The sequence below is a fragment of the Gilliamella sp. wkB108 genome (genome assembly GCF_001690195.1).
Taxonomy (GTDB): domain Bacteria; phylum Pseudomonadota; class Gammaproteobacteria; order Enterobacterales; family Orbaceae; genus Gilliamella; species Gilliamella apicola_L.
Genome location: NZ_LZGM01000085.1, coordinates 1 through 22,523 on the forward strand (window position 1 = coordinate 1; position 22,523 = coordinate 22,523).

The following is a 22,523-nucleotide window of genomic DNA, read 5'->3' on the forward strand; positions in this document are numbered from 1 at the left end:
GGAAACTGTTGCACCAGCCACAACGACTCAGCCAGAAACCGCGCCGGTACCAGAGACAAAACCTGAACCTGTTGTACCAGCCACAACGACTCAGCCAGAAACAGTACCGGTACCAGAGGCAAAACCAGAAACCGTTGCACCAGCAACACCGACTCAGCCAGAAACTGCGCCGGTACCAGAGGTGAAACCGGAAACCGTTGCACCAGCAACAACGACTCAGCCAGAAACCGCGCCGGTACCTGAGACGAAACCGGAAACCGTTGCACCAGCGACAACGACTCAGTCTGAAACCGCACCGGTACCAGAGGCAAAACCTGAGACCGTTGCACCAGCCACAACGGCTCAATCAGAATCAGTGCCGGTAGCAGAAGTTAAAACTGAAGTAATACCTGAAAATAAATAATTTATTTAAAAATTAATTTCTGTTTAGGTAAATGAGACACGCTTTAAGGGTTTTTAAAGATGTGGAAAAAATAAATCCCCTTGTAGGTTAACATCACCAAGGGGATTTTTATTTGAATAACACTATTCTCTTTCTAAAGCATATATCGGATCAAGTTTAGCTGCACGTTTAGCAGGGAAATAACCAAAAATTATACCAACCATACTTGAACAGGTGAATGCCGCTACAATAGCTGCAACTGAAAAACTCATTGCAAATGAAGTAACTAAATAATTGAAAATAAAGCCTATTGCAAAAGAGAGTAAAATACCTAAAGTACCACCAATTAAACAGACTAATATAGCTTCAATTAAAAACTGTTGTAATATATCACTCGAACGAGCTCCAACAGCCATGCGTACGCCAATTTCCCGCGTTCTTTCTGTCACAGACACTAACATGATATTCATCACCCCAATCCCACCAACTACTAACGAAATTAAGGCAATTGTAGAGACTAATAGCGTCATAACCCAAGCGGATGAATTAATTGTTTCACGAATATTATCCGAGTTAAAAATAAAGAAATCTTTGGTACCATGCCTTTGTAACATAATTTTGTTAATCGCTTGCTCAGCAACGGATAAATCGACATCGTCATTAATACGTACAGTAATACTTTTTAAAGAAGTTTGTCCTACCATCCTATTAATCACAGTTGTATAAGGTAACCAAACATTGAGGCTTTCATTACTACCAAAACCTTGTTGTTTTTTGGTTGCAACACCAATAATCCTAACGGGAAGTTGCCCAACCATTAAGATTTTACCGATTGGATCTTGATTAACAAAGAGTCGATTGGCGGTGTTATCATCAATTACTGCTTCTTGTGCAGAAGTAAAAACACTGGTTTCGTCGAAAGCTATTCCTTGGGTAATATCGTATCCACGGACAGCAAAAAATTGTTCACCTACTCCATTAACCGTTCCTGTTACGGCTAGATTGTCAATTCGGAAATAAACAGTGGTTGCAAGATTAGGTGTGGTACTATGGACAAAGCTTTGTTTAGCTAAAAAATCAGCATCGGAGGAGCGTAATGTAGTGATCTTTTCGGCATTACGATCACCAAACCCAGTCCCAGCAAAAATTTCTAATGTACTGGTTCCAAGTGAATTAATATTGGATAAGATTTTTTGTTTAGTACCTTGTCCTAAAGCTACGACAGATACGACAGACGCAATACCAATAATAATCCCCAGCATGGTTAAAAATGTTCGTAAACGCTGCGAAAACATAGATAAAATCGCCATTTTAAAGGCATCCCGAAAGCGATAATATTTAGCAAAAAAATTATCTTTCGTTTTTGTCGTTTCAATCTGTTTAACTTGTCGATTATTAGGTTGTTCGGATTGATAATCAGGATTAATGGTATCTGAAATAATATGGCCATCACTAATTTCAATTATTCGTTCAGCACTTTGGGCTATATTGGTGTCATGAGTTACGATAATTACCGTATGACCTTGTTGGTGTAATTCGCGTAAAATAGCCATTACTTCAAGGCCACTTTTGCGATCAAGTGCGCCGGTTGGCTCATCAGCTAAAATAATTTGGCCACCGTTAATTAATGCCCGACCTATACTTACTCGTTGTTGCTGACCACCTGATAGCTGATTGGGTTTATTATGTATTTTATCGGCAAGACCTAACCTTGTTAGAATTTCAGTTGCGCGTTTTTGCCGCTGTTCAGAGGTGACACCAGCATAAATAGCAGGGATCTCGACATTACCTTGCGCAGTTAAGGCACTTAATAAATGGTATCGTTGGAAGATAAAACCAAAGTGTTCGCGGCGTAATTCAGCAAGTTCATCAGGTGACAATTTGCTCGTAGTTCGCCCGCCAATTGTATAAGTACCCGTAGTCGGTTTATCTAAACAACCTAAAATATTCATTAAGGTAGATTTACCTGAACCCGAAGCGCCAATAATGGCTACCATTTCCCCAGCATTGATTGTTAAATTCACATTTTTAAGAACTTGTATGGTCGAATCCCCGGCAGGGAATTCACGAACAATATTCTCAAGTTTAATAAGAGGAGTATTGGTCGTCATATTAGAATCGAATCCTTGGTGTTTTGGCATTGTTACCTAATGAAGTTCCATTGGGACTACTAATAATAACGGTTTCACCTTCTTTAAGTCCTGATTTTATCTCTACATTAACGTTATTATTTATACCTAAAACGACCTCACGTTCTTCTACTTCCTTCTGTTGATTTAATAGGTAAATAATGGCTTTATTATTTACTAAATTCTTCTGAATGGCTTGAGAAGGAATAGTGAGTACATCTTTTACTTCAGCCAGTACTATATACACTTGAGCCGTCATGGAGATTCGTAAAATATGATTTGGATTATCAACATCAAACAAACCATTATAGTAGATAGCACTTTTAGTTGTGGAAGATGCACTACTTGAATTGGAAGTACTTTCGCTGTTAATTGAGTCAGGAGCAGGGTTGATTGAGCGTAAAGTCAATCCGTCGAAACGTTTATTCGGTTGACCAAGAATCGTAAAATAGACCGACATACCTTTTTTAACATTGATCACATCTGCTTCTGATATTTGCGCCTCAATTGTCATCTTATCAAGCTGAGCCACTTTTACTATAGTTGGTGCGCTTTGAACGGAGTTAACAGTTTGTCCTTGATCCACGGGAATAGCGACTACCACTCCGTCGATAGGCGAACGAATTTTGGTATAACCCAAATTAACTTTGGCGGTATCGACTGCGACTTGAGCGCTGATAATATCGGCATCTAAAGCCACAATATCAGCTTTAATTGCATCGAGATCCGCTTTTGCTGCATCCAGATCGGATTGAATACCCACCCCTTTATTGACTAATTTTAATTGACGCTCATAAGTTAATTGATAATTAACTAACTTAGCTTGTTTTGATTTACGCTGAGCTTCAAGGCTGTTAAGTGAGGCTTCAGATTGCTTTAAATCATTGCTTTGTTTGAGATCATCAATTTCAGCAATCATATCACCTTGTTTAACTTCATCGCCCAACTCGACATATAATTTTTTAATCTGACCAGATACCTGCGCACCAACACTTACTTGTTTAAACGCACTGATAGTGCCATCTGCAAGTACCGTTTTTTCAATATTACCTTTCGTAACTGGTGCGGTAATGTAATTAATCGTGGTTTGAGTTGGCGAAATGATTAATTTTATAATATAACAAATTGCAAAGACAATGATTGCTATGAATAAATATTTGATTTTAATGTGTTTTAACAATCTTTTATATCCTTTGATTTTGTTGTTATTGTATAAATATTGTATCTTATTAAATGAGTTGTCATTGATAACTAACCATAATAATTTGTAATAAATACGAAAATTTGTGAAATTATATAAAAAAAATAAAATAATTAAATTTAAATCTTCAAAAAATGTCTGAATACAAAGAAATTATTGAATTTCTAGAAAAAGAATAATTATGTAAATAATAGGTAAAAGCTAAACTTAATATGCGTGTAAATAATGGTAATAACACACCTAAAATAACAATCCACTTTAGATAACTCTACTTGAAATCATTAGCCATTATTCTTCGGGAATTGCTTTAGCTGAAAATAGTGATATTAAGTCGAATAGCTAAAACAGCGGTCTTTAACATCTCGGATATATACCAATTGTCACAATAAAATCGCTCTTATATGTTGAGTTCAGCCTCGTCAAAAAAATGAAACGGTATAGACTCCTGAATAATTTTTACACTATAGGCATCATATTAAATACAAATAAATCCTGTTATTACTCTCTCTGATGTTGAATTCAGCTTTTATATGATACTTAAACGTATAGCTAACCTGAAACATCTTTACCAATTGCAAATGATCTCTACTTAGTTAACCGAGTTCGACATTTAATCTGACAGATATTAATAACATATCGGCACTTAGAGGTTAAATTCAGCCGTCAATAAAAATGAAACGGTATAGACTCCTGAATATTTTTCACACTATAGGTATCATATTAAGTACAAATAAATCCTGTTATCACTCTTTTAGCTGTTGAATTCAGGCTTTTATATGATACTCAAACGTATAGTTAACCTGAAACATCTTTACCAATTGCAAATGATCTCTACTTAGTTAACCGAGTTCGACATTTAATCTGACAGATATTAATAACATATCGGCACTTAGAGGTTAAATTCAGCCGTAAAGAAAAATGAAACGGTATAGACTCCTGAATATTTTTTACAAAATAGGTATCATATTAAGTACAAATAAATCTTGTTATCACTCTCACAACTATTGAATTCAGGCCTTATTTTTATACTAAAACGTATAGTTAATCTGAAATATTTTTACAATCTGTATGTTAACTCATCATTGATTTAAGGATCTTGGTAGGATTTATTAGGTATTGCGCTATAATGGCGCAAATTTCAGAGAGTCAATAAAGATTATAGAGAGATGGCATTAAAAATAACAAGTAAGTGTATTAATTGTGATATGTGTGAACCAGAGTGTCCCAATGAAGCGATTTCAATGGGTTTTGATACTTATGAAATAGATCCCAATAAATGCACAGAGTGTGTCGGCTATTATGACCATTCAACTTGTCAGCGAGTTTGTCCTATTCAAAATGCTATCATTGCCGATCCTGAACATATTGAAACGCATGAACAATTGATAGCTAAATTTGCCTTAATTAACAAAAAGTCTTAATTTGTTAAATTGATTTAATCTCTATACGAAGCTCTTTAGGAATTTCAAAAGTAATATTTTCTAAAATACCGTCTGTTTCAATAAGAGAAGTACAACCTAAACTTTTTAAGTGATTAATCACTTGTTGTACTAAAATATCAGGTGCAGAAGCACCGGCTGTTACCCCTATTGTGCGAGCATTAGCTAACCATTCTTTTTGAATATCAGAGGCAAAATCAATTAAATAAGCATTTTTGCTATTTCGTCTGGCCAGTTCTGCAAGACGGTTTGAATTAGATGAATTTTTAGAGCCTACAACTAATACCACATCCGCCTGTGAAGCTAATTGCTTAACAGCTTGCTGACGATTGGTGGTTGCATAACAGATGTCATTTTTGCGAGGACCACGAATATGAGGAAAACGTTGCTTTAAGGTCGCTATAATTTCGGCTGTATCATCAACTGATAAAGTGGTTTGTGTGGTAAAGCAGAGATTATTTTCATTTTTTACTTGTAACTTGTTTACATCTTCGATTGATTCAACTAAATAGATGCCACCTTCTGGATTACTATATTGTCCCATTGTACCATCGACTTCAATATGACCAGCATGTCCGATTAAAATTACCTCTTCACCACGATAGCTTGATCTGGCAACTTCCATATGTACTTTTGTTACTAATGGGCAAGTCGCATCAAAAATTCGCAATTTTCGTTGTTTTGCTTCTTCTCTGACTGCTTTTGAAACCCCATGAGCTGAAAAAATAAGAATGGTATTATCGGGGACTTCGTTGATATTTTCGATAAAAATCGCACCTAACTCTTTTAAGCGATTGACCACATAACGATTATGTACAACTTCATGACGAACATAAACAGGTGCGCCAAATAATTCTAGCGCACGTTCAACGATAGTAATAGCACGATCGACACCAGCACAAAAACCACGAGGATTGGCCAAAATGATTTGCATATTATTTTGTCTTCTTAGGCTTCTTATAATAACTACTAATGATAAAGAGTCCAATGCCAACACAAATTGCGCAATCAGCGATATTAAAAGTTGGGTAATGCCAATCACCAAAATTAACATCTAAGAAATCGATCACAAAACCATGATAAAGACGATCGAATAAATTCCCTAAAGCTCCACCCAATATAAGTGATAATGAAAAATTTTCTAATTTTTTTAAGCGAGGATTACGATATAACAGATAAACGATAGCTCCACTAATCACCGCCGCAACGACGGCAAGCATCCAACGTTGACCTTCAAAAATACTAAAAGCGGCACCGATATTACGCACATAAGTAATAGAGAAGAAGGGTAAAAGATTTACTGATTCAAAAAGTACGAAATTATTTATAATCAAAAATTTACTTTCAATATCAGCAATAAAGACGACAATTGCGAATAGTAACCAGTAAAGTCCATTATCTTTTTTCATAAAAATCTATGCTCATTATTATATTTCCGCCGACAATCGTCGGCGGAAAAAGTACGAAATTGCTATTGGGTTATCCTATAGCTTTTATTAATACATTAAGTAGCTTGTCGCTATTATGCGAAATATCTTACTTCGCCTTTACCATGAATATTTTCTTCACAGCGTTTGCATAAATGTGTGGTTGGATCATTATCAACAGTATAATGCCAACAACGTGGACATTTATCACCTTGCGCTTTAGCTAACTCAATTTTAAGCCCTTTTATTTCACTTTGTACCGCATCGTCTGGTGCTGTCGATAATGGTTTTACACTTGCTTGTGAAGTTAATAATACAAAACGCAATTCATTTTCCAATTTAGCTAAAGCTTTGGCAATATCTTCATCGGCATATAATGTTACTGATGCTTCCAATGAACCACCAATCACTTTATCATTACGTCCTTGCTCTAACACTTTATTTACTTCACTTCGAATAGCTAAAATATGTGACCAATATTCGCTATTTAAAGCTTCGTTTTCGGATAATGAAAATAATGACGGGTACCACTCTTCTTCGAAAACAAATTCTTGTTTTTGTAAAGCTGGTAAATATTGCCAAATTTCATCAGCAGTAAACGATAAAATTGGTGCAATCCAACGTACCATTGCTTGAGCAATATGATACAACGCAGTTTGGCAACTATGACGAGCAATACTATCGCTTTTGGCTGTATATTGACGATCTTTAATAATATCTAGATAGAATGAACCCATTTCAATTGAGCAAAACTGCATAATACGTTGAACAACTTTATGGAAATCATAATTATCATAAGCCTGAACGATTTGCTCTTGTGCTTCTTTAGCTACGCTTACCGCCCAACGATCGAGTACGACCATATCATCTGCTTTCACCATATCTTTAGCGGGATCAAAACCGTTTAAATTAGCCAGTAAGAAGCGTGCGGTATTACGAATACGACGATAACTATCGGCTGCACGTTTAATAATCTCATCGGAATAACTCATCTCTCCGGAATAATCGGTTGAGGCAATCCATAAACGTAAAATATCGGCTCCTAGTTTATTCATGACTTCTTGTGGAGTGACAATATTTCCGAGGGATTTGGACATTTTACGACCTTGTCCATCAACGACAAAACCATGAGTTAAAACTTGTTTATAAGGTGCTTTGTTATCAATGGCAGTCGATAGCATTAATGAAGACATAAACCAACCACGATGTTGATCTGATCCTTCTAAATACATATCAGCTTCATGACCATTAAACTCAGGTCGAACACTTACAACTGAATAGAACGTTGATCCTGAATCAAACCAAACATCTAATGTATCTGGGACTTTACGATAATCTTGTGCATCAGGTCCTAAAAGATCTTTAATATCAGCATCCCACCATGCTTGAATACCTTTTTGTTCAACCAGCTTAGCAACCTTTTCAACTAATGCTAATGTGTCTGGATGCAATTCTTCTGTCTCTTTATGTACAAATAGCGTCATTGGTACGCCCCAAGTACGTTGACGAGAAATACACCAATCTGGTCGATTTGCCACCATGGTTTCAATACGCGCTTGTCCCCAATCAGGGATCCAGCGAACTTGTTTGATCTCATTTAATGATTGGCTACGTAGACCTTGTTTATCCATACTAATAAACCATTGTGGTGTTGCGCGGTAGATAACAGGGGTTTTATGACGCCAACAACATGGGTAACTATGTTCAATATTTTCAAAGTGCAATAATGTGTTATGTTCTTTTAATATCTCAATCACAACCTTATTGGCCTTAAATACAAATAAACCATCGAGACCGGCACCTGTTCCCGGTAAATAACAACCATTACCACCGACAGGATTTGCCACTTCAAGACCATATTTTTGTCCGACAATAAAGTCTTCTGCACCGTGGCCGGGTGCAGTATGTACTGCCCCGGTACCCGCATCAACAGTAACATGTTCACCAAGAACAATCGGCTCATCAAAATCAAGGAAAGGATGTTTGAAACGTAATAACTCTAAATCGCTTCCTTTACAGCTACCTAAAATTTTCCACTCGCTGATATTGGCTCGTTGCATTACTGATTCAACTAAATCTGTTGCCAGAATTAAACACTCTTGATCATTAATTTGCACTAATTGGTATTCTACATCAGCATTTAATGCAATGCCTCGGCTAGCAGGTAAAGTCCAAGGTGTAGTTGTCCAAATAACGGCATAGATAGTTAAATCGGTCTTTGTTGCGAATTTATTGGCCACAGCTTGATTATCGGTAGCTTTAAATTTCACATCAATAGCCGGTGAAGATTTATCATAATATTCCACTTCAGCTTCAGCTAAAGAAGACATACAATCGGTACACCAATAAACGGGTTTAGCACCTTTGACTAAATGTCCGTTTTTAATTACTTTACCTAATGCCCGGATGATATTTGCTTCAGTATCATAATTCATTGTACGATAAGGATTTTGCCAATCACCAAGTACACCCATACGAATAAAGTCGGCTTTTTGTAGTTCAACTTGTGATGCGGCATAGTCACGACAGATTTGGCGAAACTCAGCGGGTGTTACTTTAACTCCAGGTTTGCCAACTTGTTCTTCAACTTTTTGTTCAATAGGCAGCCCATGGCAATCCCATCCAGGAATATACGGGGAGTCATAGCCATTTAAGCCTTTTGATTTAATAATAATATCTTTAATAATTTTATTAACAGCGTGACCGATATGCAATTTACCGTTTGCATAAGGAGGACCATCGTGCAAAATAAAGGTTTTTTTGCCTTTTTTTACTTGGCGGATTTTGCGATAAAGTTCTTTATCATACCAGTTCTGTAACATAGCCGGTTCACGTTTAGCTAGATCACCTCGCATTGGGAATCCGGTTTCCGGTAGATTCAATGTGTTTTTATAGTCTGTCATGCTGATTTATTCCAGTTAATTTTGTGGATACTACTTTTCAATTTGTTAATTTTGCACTGATCTTTTTAGCAGTGCAAACATCTTGTGCAATTTGTTCTTTCAAAGCAACTAATGAGTCGAATTTTTTTTCATCGCGTAACTTTTCAACAAACATAACTTCTAAATATTGTCCGTAAATATCACCTGAAAAGTCAAAAAGGTTGACCTCTAAAATTGCTGTTTTGCCTTGTATAGTCGGTCTCATTCCAATATTTGCAACACCAACGTAGCATTGATTGTTACATATATTTTTAACTTTAACAAAATAGACGCCTTGTAAGGCTGGTTTTTTGCGATGCAAATGAATATTCGCTGTTGGGAAACCTAACTGTCTGGCTAGCGCATTTCCGCGTATAACTCGACCTTGAATAGTATAATCACGACCTAATAAACAGTGTGTTAATTGAAAATCACTGTTTGATAAAGCGTGACGAACAGCTGTACTACTAATGCGTAGATTTTCCCAAACAAAGGTAGGCATACTTTCGACAAAAAACGTATTATTTTGTGCATATTGTTGCAGTAAATTAATATCGCCTTTTCGATTGAATCCAAATCGAAAATCATCACCAATAGTAATATATTGTGCTTGCAGCTTATTTATCAACCAATCTTGTATAAAATGATCTGCTGACATATTAGCAAATGTTTGAGTAAAAGGAACTGCGATAATATAGTCTATACCTAACTTTTCAATAAAAATGATTTTTTCTTGAAATGAGGTTAAACGAGAAGGCGCATTATCTTGGTTAAAAAATTCTAAAGGCTGTGGTTCAAACAGCATGACTACAGTGGGTAAATTTAATTTTTTACCATTTTTAATCAAATGATTAATTAATCGTTGATGTCCTAAATGTACCCCATCAAAGTTTCCCAATGTCAGGACACATTGAGAAAATTGATTTTTCAAATTAGCAATGCCACGGATAATCTTCATGAAAACGGTGTTATTTATCTTAAGTAGCCGAGAATTATACCAATCTTTCTTGAAGATGCACGCAATATAAGACGGTTTTTGTGTACAGTTTTTACTTTAATTGTTATCAGATAGCGATAAGATAGATAGTGCTGTCTGAACAGCACTTGACCTATGAATATTTAACACGGTTATCAGTTAAATATTGAGCTTTTGCGATCAAACATGATTTAATGCGCGTAAAAATTCTTGTCTGGTACTTGGGTTGGTTTTAAATCCACCACCTAGAGCCGTGGTTCTTGTAATACTGCTGGAGTCTTTTATCCCTCTTGCTTTTACACAGTAATGTGTGGCATCGATTGAAACAGCAACATTGACGGTACCAAGTAATGTTTGTAATGCAACTAAAATTTGCTGAGTTAATCTCTCTTGTACTTGTGGTCGTTGTGAAAAAAATTCAACAATACGATTTATTTTAGATAATCCAATCACGCTATCTTTAGGAATATAAGAGACTGTCGCTTTACCGTCAATAGTAACAAAGTGATGTTCACAAATACTGGTTAAGCTAATGTCGCGCACAGTGATCATCTCATCAACTTGCATTTTGTTTTCAATTAGTGTGATTTTTGGGAAGTTTTCATAATACAGGCCAGAAAAAATCTCATCGACATACATTTTTGCAACTCGATGAGGTGTTTCAGCCAAGCTATCATCCTTGAGATCAAGCTCGAGTAATTTCATAATCTCACGAAAATGGGATTCAATTTTTGCTTTTCGTTCACTATTATCCATACTTAAAAGGCAAGATGGCGTTTCAAGATTTTTGGCTAAAAGAGCTTCTTTTACTTTTTGAGCTGAGAGCGTTAATTGATTCATTGTTTATAACTTAATGCAACTAGGGATGTTTTATTATATCGCTCTATTAGTATTTAATAAACCATTCACTTGTCAGTTGTATCTTATCTTGACTTAGCTTTTTATTTAATTGTTTGTCAGAAAATAGATGCAGTATTGTTACTGTGCAAAAACGTAAATTTAATGTTTATTTGTAGTTGGCAATCTATCTTATGCTAATTAATCTAAATGAACACACACCGATAATAAAATACATAAAAGCGTATTGATATGGATTTAAGTGATAAGTAGGTTCAACAATTTAACGTTTGCTGAATAATAAAATCTATGGCTTGTTTTCAGCTATTCTCTAAATAAAAATGCAATATTGCTGATATTTTTTTAGTCTCAATTAATACTAAATGTGTCTAACCAAAATTTGTAATGTAATGTCGATAAGAATATTATTATTAATTAGGTTATACTGTGACGTATTGTATAGAACAACGTTTAGGTAAGAATAATGCCAAATAATACACCGATTATCTTAATTGATGGATCTTCATATCTTTATCGTGCTTTTTTTGCATGTCCTCCGCTCACAAATGCCAAAGGTGAACCAACAGGTGCTATTTTTGGGGTAATAAATATGATCCGGAGTTTGATTAATCAATACGATCCAACTCATATAGCGGTCGTTTTTGATGCTAAAGGTGGATCTTTTCGTAATGAACTATACAGTGAATATAAAGCAACGCGTGAGGCTATGCCTGAAAATTTGCGCCCACAAGTTGAGCCTATTCACACAATTCTACGAGCAATGGGATTACCACTTCTTTGCATTGAAGGTGTCGAAGCCGATGATGTAATAGGGACACTAGCCAGACAAGCAGAAAAAGAGGATCTAGATGTATTAATCAGTACTGGTGATAAGGATATGGCACAATTAGTAAGTAATAAGATCACACTGATTAATACCATGAATAATACTTTACTTGATCCTAAAGGGGTAATGGATAAATTTGGTGTACCACCGGAAAAAATTATCGATTATTTAGCATTAAGAGGAGATTCATCGGATAATATTCCTGGTGTACTGGGAGTAGGTGAAAAAACCGCACAAAGTCTATTAACTGAATTTCAAAGTGTCAAAGATATTTATGCGCGGATAGATGAAATTGAAAAACTATCTATTCGTGGTGCTAAATCATTAAAACAAAAATTGATCGATAATCAAGAGAATGCTGAACTCTCTTATTTACTCGCAACCATAAAAACTGATGTTGCATTAGATTTTACCAATGAACAGTTGCTAGCTAGTGATATTGACGTTACAGCTTTAGCAGAATTATTTGCATATTATGGTTTTCATCGTTGGCAAAAGGATTTAGTTACTGGTACTTTTTTAAAACGGCAAAAAAAACCAACTGTTGACGTTGTAGATAATTTATCGTTAGTTAACTTATCTGATAAAACAGATACACCAAAAAGAGAACATGATTACCAATGTATACTATCTCATACTCAATTGGATAATTGGATTGCTAAATTACGAGAAAGTAAGCAATTTGCCTTTGATACCGAAACCAATAATGTTGATCATGTTCATGCCAAATTAGTAGGAATATCCTTAAGTGTTGAGCCTCATCAAGCAGCTTATATTCCTCTTACTCATCAATATTTAGGTGTACCACCGCAGTTACCCGTTGAAGAGGTATTGGCTAAATTAAAACCTGTTCTTGAAGATCCTTCAATTAAAAAAATCGCTCAAAATGCAAAATTTGATTACAGTGTATTAGCTAATTATGGTATTGAAGTGCGAGGTATAGCTTTTGATACCATGTTGGAATCTTATGTGTTAAATAGTACTGAACGCCACGATATGGATAGTATGGCTAATCGTTATTTAAATCACAAAACCATCACCTATAATGAGTTAACTAAAACTGACAAAAAACAGGTCACCATTGATGCCATTGACATTGAAAAAACGACTCAATATGCGTCAGAAGACGCAGATATTACTTTGCAATTACATCACAAATTATGGCCAACGTTAGAAAAAGATGAAAAATTAAAGAAACTCTTTACTGACATTGAAATGCCATTGGCGATTGTATTAGCGCAAATGGAAAGAACTGGCGTATTTGTTGATGCAAAACAGCTGAATGCCTATTCACATGAGCTAACCATAAAATTGAAAGAAATCGAAGAGCAGTTACAATTACTGGCGGGCGAAAAATTTAATCCAGCATCACCCAAACAGATTCAGGCGATTTTGTTTGATAAACATAACCTGCCGGTATTAAAAAAGACACCTAAAGGAGATCCTTCAACTAGTGAAGAAGTGCTTAGTGAGCTTGCCAATCAGTTTGAACTTCCGCGTATGATTTTGTTTTATCGTGGTTTGGCTAAACTTAAAAATACTTATACCGATAAATTACCATTAATGATTAGTCCGCTTGATCATAGAATACATACCAATTATAACCAAATTGGTACTATTACAGGTCGGTTGTCATCGAATGATCCAAATTTACAAAATATTCCAGTGCGTAATGAGGAAGGTCGCCGTATACGACAGGCTTTTATTGCACCTAAAGGCTATAAAATCATTTCTGCTGACTATTCACAGATTGAATTACGCATCATGGCTCATTTATCCCAAGATAAAAGTTTGCTTAATGCTTTCGCGCATGACAAAGATATTCATCGTGTTACTGCGAGCGAGATTTTAGCAAAAACGGAACCAGAAGTGACTTCAGAAGAGAGAAGGCGAGCAAAAGCGGTTAATTTTGGTTTAATTTATGGTATGAGTGCTTTTGGTTTATCCAAACAGATTAATATAGCCCGTAAAGAAGCACAATTTTATATTGACCGTTATTTTGAACGATATCCGGGTGTACAAACTTATATGGAACAGACTCGCCAACTAGCGGCAAACCAAGGTTTTGTTGAAACCCTATCAGGACGACGATTGTATTTACCTAAAATTACCTCTACAAATGGTATTGAACGACGAGGAGCTGAAAGGGCGGCCATTAATGCACCAATGCAAGGTACTGCCGCTGATATCATTAAAATCGCTATGATCAAAATGAGTGAATGGATTAAACAACAATCCCCAGAGAGTATTAAAATGGTCATGCAGGTACACGATGAGTTAGTTTTTGAAGTAAAAGAAGAACTGGTTGAGCAGTACCGTTCTGAAATTAAATCAATTATGGAAAATTGCTATCAACTTTCAGTACCATTAAAAGTAGATGTTGGTGTTGGTAACAATTGGGATGAGGCGCACTAATAATCTCTGTGATTATAGGCTATTTTGCTGAATTATCGGCTTGATAGCCTGTAAAACTCTAACTGTTTTAAAACAATGCTATTAAATTGATAAAAATAACTTATAACAGTGATCTTGCTTTAGAGCGAGTCATAATCTTTAAATTATCTTCTTGAATTGATTAATAATGTAGGAATTAGAATGATGAATTGTTGCAGTTTTTTAAGGATATGTTAGCAAGTTAATCAATAAAAAATAATTTGTCCCAATAGCCAAATATTCAATAATAACTAGAGAATCTAAACGGTTAATTTGGATCATTTAAGGTTTAAATTCTCGGTTATTTCTCTAATCGGAATATAAAATGCTATTGCATTATTGAATGCTCTTTTAGTTTAATTTTATGGGTTGTTTTAAACGATAAACTAATTCTACCGGAACAATGATATTTTCAGATTGATAATCATTATTGGCGATCTTTTGTTCCATCATATATAACGCTTTTTCGGCAATTAATTTATCATTTTGTTTAATAGACCAAATATTATTTGATAAGAAATTTAACATTAAATGCTCATCAAAAGCACCAATATTAATATGTTCCGGAATATAACCTAATCTTTGATGAAGTAAACTAATAACTCCTTCAAGGATAGGTAATGATGAAGCAATAAAGTTTTGTGGAATATCATTATATTTTTCAATATATTCTGAAATCATTAATTCACCATCACTTACTGAGTCATTTTTAGCATGACAAACAATGATTTGTTTATCATCCCCACACTCTTTGATTGCTTGAATATAACCCTCAATTCTTTCTTTGACTGGAGCAAGAGTTTCTAAACCGGCAAAAAAGACAATAGGATTTTTAACTTTGGTTAACATTGATTGAGTTAATAGATAACCACCACCTTTGTTATCTGACACTACGCCAGCCGATGTTGTTTGGTGATGATTTCTATCTAAAAAAACTAAAGGTTTGTCTAAAGATGATAAATGCTTAGCTTCGGTATCTTTATTGGCTGGCACAATAAAAATACCGTCAACATTCCTAGCCTGCAAAGAACTAGTCAGCTTGATTTCATAATTAGGATCATTATAGGTACAGCAAATCATCAACTGGTAACCTTTATGCCGACAACTTAATTCAAGTGATTCGGCTAAAGCTGAAAAAAATGGGTTAGATAAATTCGGAACAACTAAGCCCAACGTATCGGTTTTATTCAATTTGAGGCTTCTGGCTGTATGGTTAATGACATAACCATATTTATCTACATAATCTTGTATTTTTTTTTGGGTCTTAACGCTAATGCGATAATATTCTGCCTTCCCATTTAGTACCAGTCTAACTGTCGTAATCGATAAATTAAGATCGGTTGCGATTTGTTCTACAGTCTTCTTAGCCATCCCTATCCTTTATTTTTGTTTTTATTTTATTATATCTTCGATTATACAATAATTGCTGTAAAATTGATCTAATTCAGTCATTCTTTAAATGATAACAAACGATCAATATATTGTTTTGCTAAGGCAATATCTTGTTCTGCGGTTAATCCACTAACACCGACAGCACCGACGATATTTTCTTCAATTATAATTGGAATACCACCTGGCATAGCAAGTAATAAAGGATCATTTAAAGATGATAAATTTAGTCTTCCGGTTTTTACCTCTTCGCTCACAATTGCTGTTTCTCGCCTCAATAATGAGGCGGTATAAGCTTTTCGAAAAGCGACTTTCCTTGGCAGTGGAAAACAGTTATCGTTAGCGCTAAAAGCAATCAACTCTCCATGTCGATTTACAATAGCAATAGCGATAGCTTGAGTAGTTGAGCTAATTATATTAGATAATGTAGCCATTACAAAATTGATATTTAATATTTTCTGATTATCAATAATAGAATTACAGTTCGACATTTTTAATCATCTCTTGAATATAACTATTAAATTTATCTAATTCATCTTTTTGAACCGCGGTCAATGCGGTAAAAGGTTCTCGAATTGGACCAAGATCAGTGATGTTATAACCTGCTAAATATTTGGCTGATTGGAAGATCCCTCTATCAACTAAATACTCAATCACATTATTGATAATTTTTTGTACTTCACGAGCTTTGTCAAAATTACCTTGTTGAAATAATTTACGTAAATACAAAAACAGTTCAGGTTGAATATTAACCGTTGTGCCTACAGTTGCATTAGCGCCAGCGGCTAAACTTGAGAAATAGATTTCATCAAATCCATTAAAATAGACTTTGTCAGGATATTCTGATGTCATACGTTCTAATGAGTACATATTATGAGAGGTATGCTTTATCCCAAGTACTTGTTCATCTGTTAACAGAGCTGATGCAAATTTTTTATCAAAGTCAACCTTAGTAAATTGCGGAATATTATAAATAATGACCGGAATAGAAATTGCAGAAAGCACTTTTTTATAATAAGCAATAATTTCTTGTTGATTAAAGTTATAATAATAAGGTGGAACTAACGAAACGGCATCTGCGCCATTTTGTTCAGCATTTTTAGCTAACGAGACAGCATCAGCAGTTCTCACTGTTCCAACATGTGAAATAACCGGAACTTTTTTTTGAACGGCCTTTGTTATAGTAGCTAAAATGTTATTTCTCTCCTCTAAATTAAGGAGAGGGCCTTCTCCCGAAGACCCGCAACAATAAAACCCTTCAACACCTCGTTCTAATTGTTTAGTGACTAACAAACTTAATGCATCATAATTAATTGATTCATCATGATTCATTGGTGTAACAATGGCAGAGATGACTTTTTTAAATTTATCATAATTTACCATGCAGTCCATCCTCCATCTATAATAAGATTAGAGCCTGTCATATATTTTGATGCATCAGATAAAAGAAAAACAATAGCGCCATTGAATTCGTTAGCTTGAGCCATTCGCCCAATAGGGATTCTTGATGTATAGTTTTTCTTAAATCGAGGATCTTGATCCGCTCTTTCTACACCCGATAGCGTTAATGTATTGACCCTAATATTGTCTCGTCCCCAGTAGGTTGCACAATATCGAGTGAAATTATAAACACCTGATTTGGCAGCAGAATAAGCAACCGGTTTAATAAATGGAATGCCAGTATCTTCTTTTTTATAGGCATAAATATCTTGTACCGGAGATACCACACCATAAATTGATCCAATATTGACAATTGAACCTGATTTACCTGCTTTTTTTATTCTTGCGCCTACTTGCTGCGTCATTAAGAATGTACCCACTAAATTAACTTCAACGACTTTCCTAAATACGTCTTCTGGGAAATTCTCAAAAGGTCCGGAGACCTCTGGTGGCGCGCTCGGTTGAGTATCAATCCCTGCATTATTGACTAAACCGTCGGGGGTTCCCCAACGGTTTTCAATGGCATCTAATGTTTGATTAATTTCCTCAACTTTGGTGATATCTACAGCATGGAAACTAAGATTTTCTGAAGTTTTGATATCACCAAATACTTTGTCAATTTTACTTTCAGGACAAGTTGTACCTAATACGGCAACTTTAGCTCCACGCGCGTGGAGCTCCCTAACATATTGTTCACCTAATTGTCCAAAACCACCGGTAACAATAATGATTTTGTCTTTTAAGGAAAATAAATTATCTTGCATATCTTATCCCTTCTCATTAAATTTTGTGTTTATTGAGATAATCGCGATCTAAAATAATGCCATGGCCTGGTAACTCGCTTGGAATGTAGCAACCATTTTCTTCTCTGCCAGCTGATGCAAATATTCTTAGATCTTCCCAACGACCACCATCGGTCATTTCAGCATAAGAAATATTTGGTATTGCAGCCAATAAACTTGCACTTAATTCCATTACAAAGTGTGGTGTCATTGGTAAGTTATGCGCTCTGGCAACAGTCGCTATATCTAAATAACCCGTGATCCCACCTACACGACCTAGATCTGCCTGAACAAAATCAACTGCGCAGCCTTCAATATATTGAGCAAATTGATTAACATTGTAGACATTTTCACCAAGCGCAATAGGTGTGTTAGTACGTTGACGTAAGTTAATATGACCGACAATATCATCAGAAGGTAAAGGCTCTTCAATCCATAGTAAATTTAAAGGATCGAAGGCTTTGAATGCTTGTAATGCTTGTGGGAAGTTCCATCCTTGATTAGCATCAACCGCTAACGGCATATCAGGCACTGCTTCTTTGATTTTTCTCAATCTTTCAACATCTTCTTCAATCGTTGGTTTTCCTACTTTTACTTTTGCTGCAAAATATCCTTTGCTCTTCCAACGTTTGACTTGATCAATGACTTCTTCAATAGATAAATGTAGATTGATACCACTACCATATAAAGGTACACGATCACGTACTCGACCTAAGATATCAATAATAGGTACATTTAAGGTTTTACCTAACAAATCCCAGTAGGCAATATCTAATGCTGATAAAGCGTGGGTGGTAACACCGGCTCCCCCTACGTCATGAACGTGTTTGTAGCTTCGATGCCATAATCCTCTTGGTGAAAGAGGTTTGCCAATAACATCAGGAATAATTTCTTGAACTAAGGCCGAAATGGTTTTACCACACCATCCTGAAGTATGGCTAAAACCGGTACCTACTTTTCCATTAGAACCGTAAACATCTACGATTGAAACTTCAATATCGGTTACATGGTGAATTTGATCTCCCCATGGTCCGTCAGGTAATGGTACTCTTGATGTCATTAATTCAATATGGTCAATTACTGGCATTTCATTAATATTCATAATAACTTCCTCTACTATAAGATTTTGGTGTTTGCTTTTTTAAGCACATTTAGTTTGATCAATACTCTTTATTCATTCTCTGGTGGAACTTCCTCATCACCACTTACATGTCCAAATACTTCCGGTAAAATAAATGTTGCAGCTAAGAACGCTAAGAATGGACCAATAGCGATAATGGCTGCAGCAAGTGGAACACCTAACGATGCAAATAGTGGTGGGAATACTAATGTTGTTGTAAACGCAGTTATTTTAACAATCGTGTAAGCAATACCTGATGCAATTCCTCGATATTCAGGTTTAGCCACTAACGATATAACTGTCATACCGCTTTCAGAATCCCAATAGTGACCCCATAGCATTAAAGCAGCACCAGTTGTAATTAAGGCGAAGTTTTGATCATAAAAACCATAAGCAGCGATTAAAATACCGATCACCACACATAAAAAGCCCCATTGACTTAATCCTTTATGTCCGAGTTTAGGCAATAATAGTGGTCCGATTAAAGCTGATGTGGCAGCAATACAGTTGATGAATAATAACGCTAAATTATTTTGAATTTGGCCTGATATTCCCAACGAAACTAAAATAAATGGTAAATAGAAGGAGAAAGCATAATTTTCAAATGATTGTACTGCACAAGAGATCCAACCAAAAATGGTAGTTTTTTTGGAGAAATCTTTTTTAAATACATCACTTAAAGCATCTTTTACTTTTGGTTGTTCAATTTTAACATTGACATCCGGTAATATATTATCAAGAAAGTTGTCTTTATAAAATTTTCTTGAGGCAACTTTTGCTTCTATAAAGCGTCCTCTTTCAACTAACCATGTCGGTGTTTCTGGTAGTTCTTTTCGCATTAATAATAATGTGAAAGCAGGTATAGCAGGGAAGGCTAAAACGATACGCCAGATCATGTCATTATGAACGTTAGCTAATTGTAAAATAGTAACCATAATAATGGCGGCGATAATACCTAGTGCAAACATGAATTGCCAACGGTTGGCCATAACTTCACGTTTTTTCTTAGGCATTACTTCCATGATATAGGTAAATCCATTTGCCACATCTGCACCAACAGGGAAACCGGCAAAAAATCTTATGACTGCTAACCAATACATATTTGGTGCAAAACCTTGTAGAATTGCGCAAATCGCAAACAATATCATGGAACCTAAGAATATTGTTCTTCTACCGATTTTATCGGTTAACCAACCGCCCATTAAGGCACCGATTACTGCACCTAATTGTGTACCAGCTGCTGTTAATCCTAATAACCAACTGCTTGGATGATAAATATCATTTAATGCATACATAATAAATGCCATAGAATAAATATCCCATGACTCGATGAGTAAAGCTGTAATCATTAACCAACCCGCTTTTGTAGCTGACGGCGACTCTTTATGATCAAATAACTTTTTCGTTGACGAAATAAGTTCACCAACATTGTTTATTTCCGTTTTCATATTGTTTTCCTATCTATCATTAAACTAATCATTAATGCTGTAAAATCAAAACAACAAAATGTTGATTACGACAAAATTAGATATTTCTGGCTATTATTTAAAATAATCAAATGCATCCCCAGCGACTTTAACTTTAATATTTTGTGTTAAAGCCTGTGCAACAAAGGCTTTTACGACATGCTCTAAGTGCGCTTCATCAACATAAGCTATGGTAATGTGATTGCTTTGATGACCTGCCATAAAGTCGTCTCGTGTAATGCCATCAAGTACGGCATTAAGTAATGGCCACTCGTAATTGGTTGCTTTGCGACGACGTTCAAATTCCTCTGTCGGTAATTCAACGGCATGGCCGGTACCTATATGCATAATCACATCTAATCCTTCATAGTGCGCTCTAGCCCAAACAAAACGTCCGGCTTTACCTTGACCTGCAATAGTTGAACCACCATAAGGGAAGAACATTGGAGGTTGTCGGTATCCGGTTGCTCCCGCAATACCACCTTTGATATGTTCAAACGGTACCGCACCTGAAATTTCAAAGTCCCAATAGAATGTTCCGTTATATTCACTTCCCCAGCGTACATCGTGGAGTGTGGTTTCAGCAGGTAGCCCGAGGGAAGTTAATAAATACCAAAGCATGGTTTGTGGAATAGCCGTTCCCATATCAACTTCATTGATGCATGGAATTGGTTGATTAGGCATAATCACCTCACCATTTTCGTCAGGAATTGGGAAGCGTTCTGTAGAGCCAATAGCCCCTTCTGCAAAATCTGATGCAGCGCAACAATCTTTTAGACCTTGTTGATATTGAACACCTACAGCAGATAAACCGTATCGCTTAAAGAATCGAGCCATGGCAATCATCATTGCACACTGTTCTTCAACTTGTTCGCGGGTAAGCTCTTGTTCGCTATTACTACCAAATTTGAATTGCATGCCACGATCTTCATACCACTTCAAGCATTGTTCTCTTAAAGATTTTGGTACTTTTTTCATTTCAACTAATAAAGCGGATTGTGAAAGTGATTCAAGCGGCATGCCAATTTTGATTAATGATAATTGAGGAAAGACGCCATTAATCATTCCCATACAAAACGTATCAAATAATCCTAATATCGCTTTATTACGAAGAATATATTGACCTACCTTATGCCCCACTGCTCCTGCTTTGGTGGCCAGGACAGAATGTGTTGCAGGGATGTCATGGAGATATTGTGTATTATGTTCAATAGCACCAAATCTTAACCAAGTATTAAGTGCTGTATCGAAAAACTCGTCATCAAAATTTTCTGACCATAATCTTGAATATGACTTACCTAAACTGGTTAATGTTCCGGCTAAGCAGAGCATGCCCACTAATCCAGGCCATGTACCTTCAAAATTGGCCAATAATAAGATCGGTCCTTTGTGGTGAACTAAGCATGGTGCAACATAATGCGAATATTGCCATGCAGTTAACAAAACAATTATTGGTGCATCAGGATCAATATTGGCAAAACAATCACAGCCTTCACGTTGTGTTCGTAAAAAGCCATGTCCTGATTCAGTATTAATTGGAAACGCTCTGGTTAATTTGTATCCTTTTGTTTTTAATACTTGTTCTAATTTCTGTTCAAATTTTAACTGTGTTGGCCAGCAGGTAGTATTTGCGGCTTCTCGCAAATCACCACTGGTTATCATTAAAATTTCATTTTTATCAGCTGTCATTGACGGCTTTTTATCGGATAATGCACTTTCTAACATAAGTCCTCC

Annotated in this window: 16 protein-coding genes and 1 pseudogene; 3 read left to right on the top strand and 14 right to left on the bottom strand. The window is 35.7% G+C overall.

From position 1 onward, the window contains the following. A pseudogene (locus tag A9G11_RS14455) lies at positions 1-403 on the top strand (hypothetical protein); the annotation flags it as partial. A gap of 122 nt (positions 404-525) precedes the next feature. Here A9G11_RS14455 and A9G11_RS09675 read toward each other — a convergent pair. Both A9G11_RS09675 and A9G11_RS09680 read right to left on the bottom strand, forming a co-directional pair. Further along, the gene (locus A9G11_RS09675) at positions 526-2,523 is read right to left on the bottom strand and encodes a MacB family efflux pump subunit (RefSeq protein WP_255308540.1); all 1,998 of its coding nucleotides are present in this window, start codon (positions 2,521-2,523) and stop codon (positions 526-528) included. Then, positions 2,495-3,691, bottom strand: coding sequence for an efflux RND transporter periplasmic adaptor subunit (locus A9G11_RS09680; RefSeq protein ID WP_065619406.1), 1,197 nt, complete (start codon positions 3,689-3,691; stop codon positions 2,495-2,497). The genes A9G11_RS09675 and A9G11_RS09680 overlap by 29 nt, the downstream gene beginning before the upstream one ends. Before the next feature lie 1,187 nt (positions 3,692-4,878). On the opposite strand from A9G11_RS09680, the gene A9G11_RS09685 reads away from it, so the two are divergent. Further along, positions 4,879-5,133, top strand: a complete 255-nt coding sequence (locus tag A9G11_RS09685) for a YfhL family 4Fe-4S dicluster ferredoxin (RefSeq protein ID WP_065619407.1) — start codon at positions 4,879-4,881, stop codon at positions 5,131-5,133. A 4-nt stretch (positions 5,134-5,137) separates the two neighbouring features. Here the strand turns inward: A9G11_RS09685 and ispH are convergent, their stop codons facing one another. The 5 genes from ispH to folE form a co-directional block, all read right to left on the bottom strand. Further along, positions 5,138-6,085, bottom strand: a complete 948-nt coding sequence (gene ispH / locus A9G11_RS09690) for a 4-hydroxy-3-methylbut-2-enyl diphosphate reductase (protein WP_065619408.1) — start codon at positions 6,083-6,085, stop codon at positions 5,138-5,140. A gap of 1 nt (position 6,086) precedes the next feature. Further along, positions 6,087-6,560, bottom strand: a complete 474-nt coding sequence (lspA, locus tag A9G11_RS09695; protein ID WP_065619409.1) for a signal peptidase II — start codon at positions 6,558-6,560, stop codon at positions 6,087-6,089. Positions 6,561-6,673: 113 nt separating this feature from the next. Further along, the gene (gene ileS, locus A9G11_RS09700) at positions 6,674-9,481 is read right to left on the bottom strand and encodes an isoleucine--tRNA ligase (RefSeq protein WP_065619410.1); all 2,808 of its coding nucleotides are present in this window, start codon (positions 9,479-9,481) and stop codon (positions 6,674-6,676) included. A gap of 37 nt (positions 9,482-9,518) precedes the next feature. Continuing rightward, the gene (gene ribF / locus A9G11_RS09705; RefSeq protein ID WP_065619411.1) at positions 9,519-10,457 is read right to left on the bottom strand and encodes a bifunctional riboflavin kinase/FAD synthetase; all 939 of its coding nucleotides are present in this window, start codon (positions 10,455-10,457) and stop codon (positions 9,519-9,521) included. Between the two features lie 198 nt (positions 10,458-10,655). Then, positions 10,656-11,315, bottom strand: a complete 660-nt coding sequence (gene folE, locus A9G11_RS09710) for a GTP cyclohydrolase I FolE (protein WP_065619412.1) — start codon at positions 11,313-11,315, stop codon at positions 10,656-10,658. Positions 11,316-11,796: 481 nt separating this feature from the next. Here folE and polA point away from each other — a divergent pair, with 481 nt between their 5' ends. Beyond that, on the top strand, positions 11,797-14,574 hold the full coding sequence (gene polA, locus A9G11_RS09715) for a DNA polymerase I (protein ID WP_065619413.1): 2,778 nt from the start codon (positions 11,797-11,799) through the stop codon (positions 14,572-14,574). 369 nt (positions 14,575-14,943) lie between these two features. On the opposite strand, the gene A9G11_RS09720 is transcribed toward polA, so the two are convergent. The 7 genes from A9G11_RS09720 to A9G11_RS09750 form a co-directional block, all read right to left on the bottom strand. Continuing rightward, positions 14,944-15,963 carry a LacI family DNA-binding transcriptional regulator gene (locus tag A9G11_RS09720; RefSeq protein ID WP_065619414.1) on the bottom strand — a complete coding sequence of 340 codons (1,020 nt, stop codon included), beginning with the start codon at positions 15,961-15,963 and terminating at the stop codon, positions 14,944-14,946. Between the two features lie 77 nt (positions 15,964-16,040). Continuing rightward, entirely contained in the window at positions 16,041-16,472 is a 432-nt protein-coding gene (locus A9G11_RS09725; protein ID WP_065619415.1) for a GlcG/HbpS family heme-binding protein, read from the bottom strand. Then, on the bottom strand, positions 16,459-17,364 hold the full coding sequence (locus A9G11_RS09730; protein WP_065619416.1) for a dihydrodipicolinate synthase family protein: 906 nt from the start codon (positions 17,362-17,364) through the stop codon (positions 16,459-16,461). Before A9G11_RS09730 ends, A9G11_RS09725 begins: the two co-directional genes overlap by 14 nt. Beyond that, positions 17,358-18,185, bottom strand: coding sequence for an SDR family oxidoreductase (locus A9G11_RS09735; RefSeq protein ID WP_065619417.1), 828 nt, complete (start codon positions 18,183-18,185; stop codon positions 17,358-17,360). The genes A9G11_RS09730 and A9G11_RS09735 overlap by 7 nt, the downstream gene beginning before the upstream one ends. 16 nt (positions 18,186-18,201) lie before the next feature. Further along, complete coding sequence (locus A9G11_RS09740) at positions 18,202-19,305, bottom strand: mandelate racemase/muconate lactonizing enzyme family protein (RefSeq protein ID WP_065619418.1); 1,104 nt, start codon at positions 19,303-19,305, stop codon at positions 18,202-18,204. Between the two features lie 68 nt (positions 19,306-19,373). Beyond that, positions 19,374-20,771, bottom strand: coding sequence for an MFS transporter (locus A9G11_RS09745; RefSeq protein WP_065619419.1), 1,398 nt, complete (start codon positions 20,769-20,771; stop codon positions 19,374-19,376). Between the two features lie 93 nt (positions 20,772-20,864). Next, positions 20,865-22,514 carry a signal transduction protein gene (locus A9G11_RS09750; protein WP_065619420.1) on the bottom strand — a complete coding sequence of 550 codons (1,650 nt, stop codon included), beginning with the start codon at positions 22,512-22,514 and terminating at the stop codon, positions 20,865-20,867. Positions 22,515-22,523 lie beyond the last annotated feature (9 nt).

Excerpts from the sequence above, each read along its gene's own strand:
- A9G11_RS09675 (WP_255308540.1), bottom strand. The coding sequence starts at position 2,523 with ATGCCAAAACACCAAGGATTCGATTCTAATATGACGACCAATACTCCT.
- A9G11_RS09685 (WP_065619407.1), top strand. The coding sequence starts at position 4,879 with ATGGCATTAAAAATAACAAGTAAGTGTATTAATTGTGATATGTGTGAA.
- ispH (WP_065619408.1), bottom strand. The coding sequence starts at position 6,085 with ATGCAAATCATTTTGGCCAATCCTCGTGGTTTTTGTGCTGGTGTCGAT.
- lspA (WP_065619409.1), bottom strand. The coding sequence starts at position 6,560 with ATGAAAAAAGATAATGGACTTTACTGGTTACTATTCGCAATTGTCGTC.
- ileS (WP_065619410.1), bottom strand. The coding sequence starts at position 9,481 with ATGACAGACTATAAAAACACATTGAATCTACCGGAAACCGGATTCCCA.
- ribF (WP_065619411.1), bottom strand. The coding sequence starts at position 10,457 with ATGAAGATTATCCGTGGCATTGCTAATTTGAAAAATCAATTTTCTCAA.
- folE (WP_065619412.1), bottom strand. The coding sequence starts at position 11,315 with ATGAATCAATTAACGCTCTCAGCTCAAAAAGTAAAAGAAGCTCTTTTA.
- polA (WP_065619413.1), top strand. The coding sequence starts at position 11,797 with ATGCCAAATAATACACCGATTATCTTAATTGATGGATCTTCATATCTT.
- A9G11_RS09720 (WP_065619414.1), bottom strand. The coding sequence starts at position 15,963 with ATGGCTAAGAAGACTGTAGAACAAATCGCAACCGATCTTAATTTATCG.
- A9G11_RS09725 (WP_065619415.1), bottom strand. The coding sequence starts at position 16,472 with ATGTCGAACTGTAATTCTATTATTGATAATCAGAAAATATTAAATATC.
- A9G11_RS09730 (WP_065619416.1), bottom strand. The coding sequence starts at position 17,364 with ATGGTAAATTATGATAAATTTAAAAAAGTCATCTCTGCCATTGTTACA.
- A9G11_RS09735 (WP_065619417.1), bottom strand. The coding sequence starts at position 18,185 with ATGCAAGATAATTTATTTTCCTTAAAAGACAAAATCATTATTGTTACC.
- A9G11_RS09740 (WP_065619418.1), bottom strand. The coding sequence starts at position 19,305 with ATGAATATTAATGAAATGCCAGTAATTGACCATATTGAATTAATGACA.
- A9G11_RS09745 (WP_065619419.1), bottom strand. The coding sequence starts at position 20,771 with ATGAAAACGGAAATAAACAATGTTGGTGAACTTATTTCGTCAACGAAA.
- A9G11_RS09750 (WP_065619420.1), bottom strand. The coding sequence starts at position 22,514 with ATGTTAGAAAGTGCATTATCCGATAAAAAGCCGTCAATGACAGCTGAT.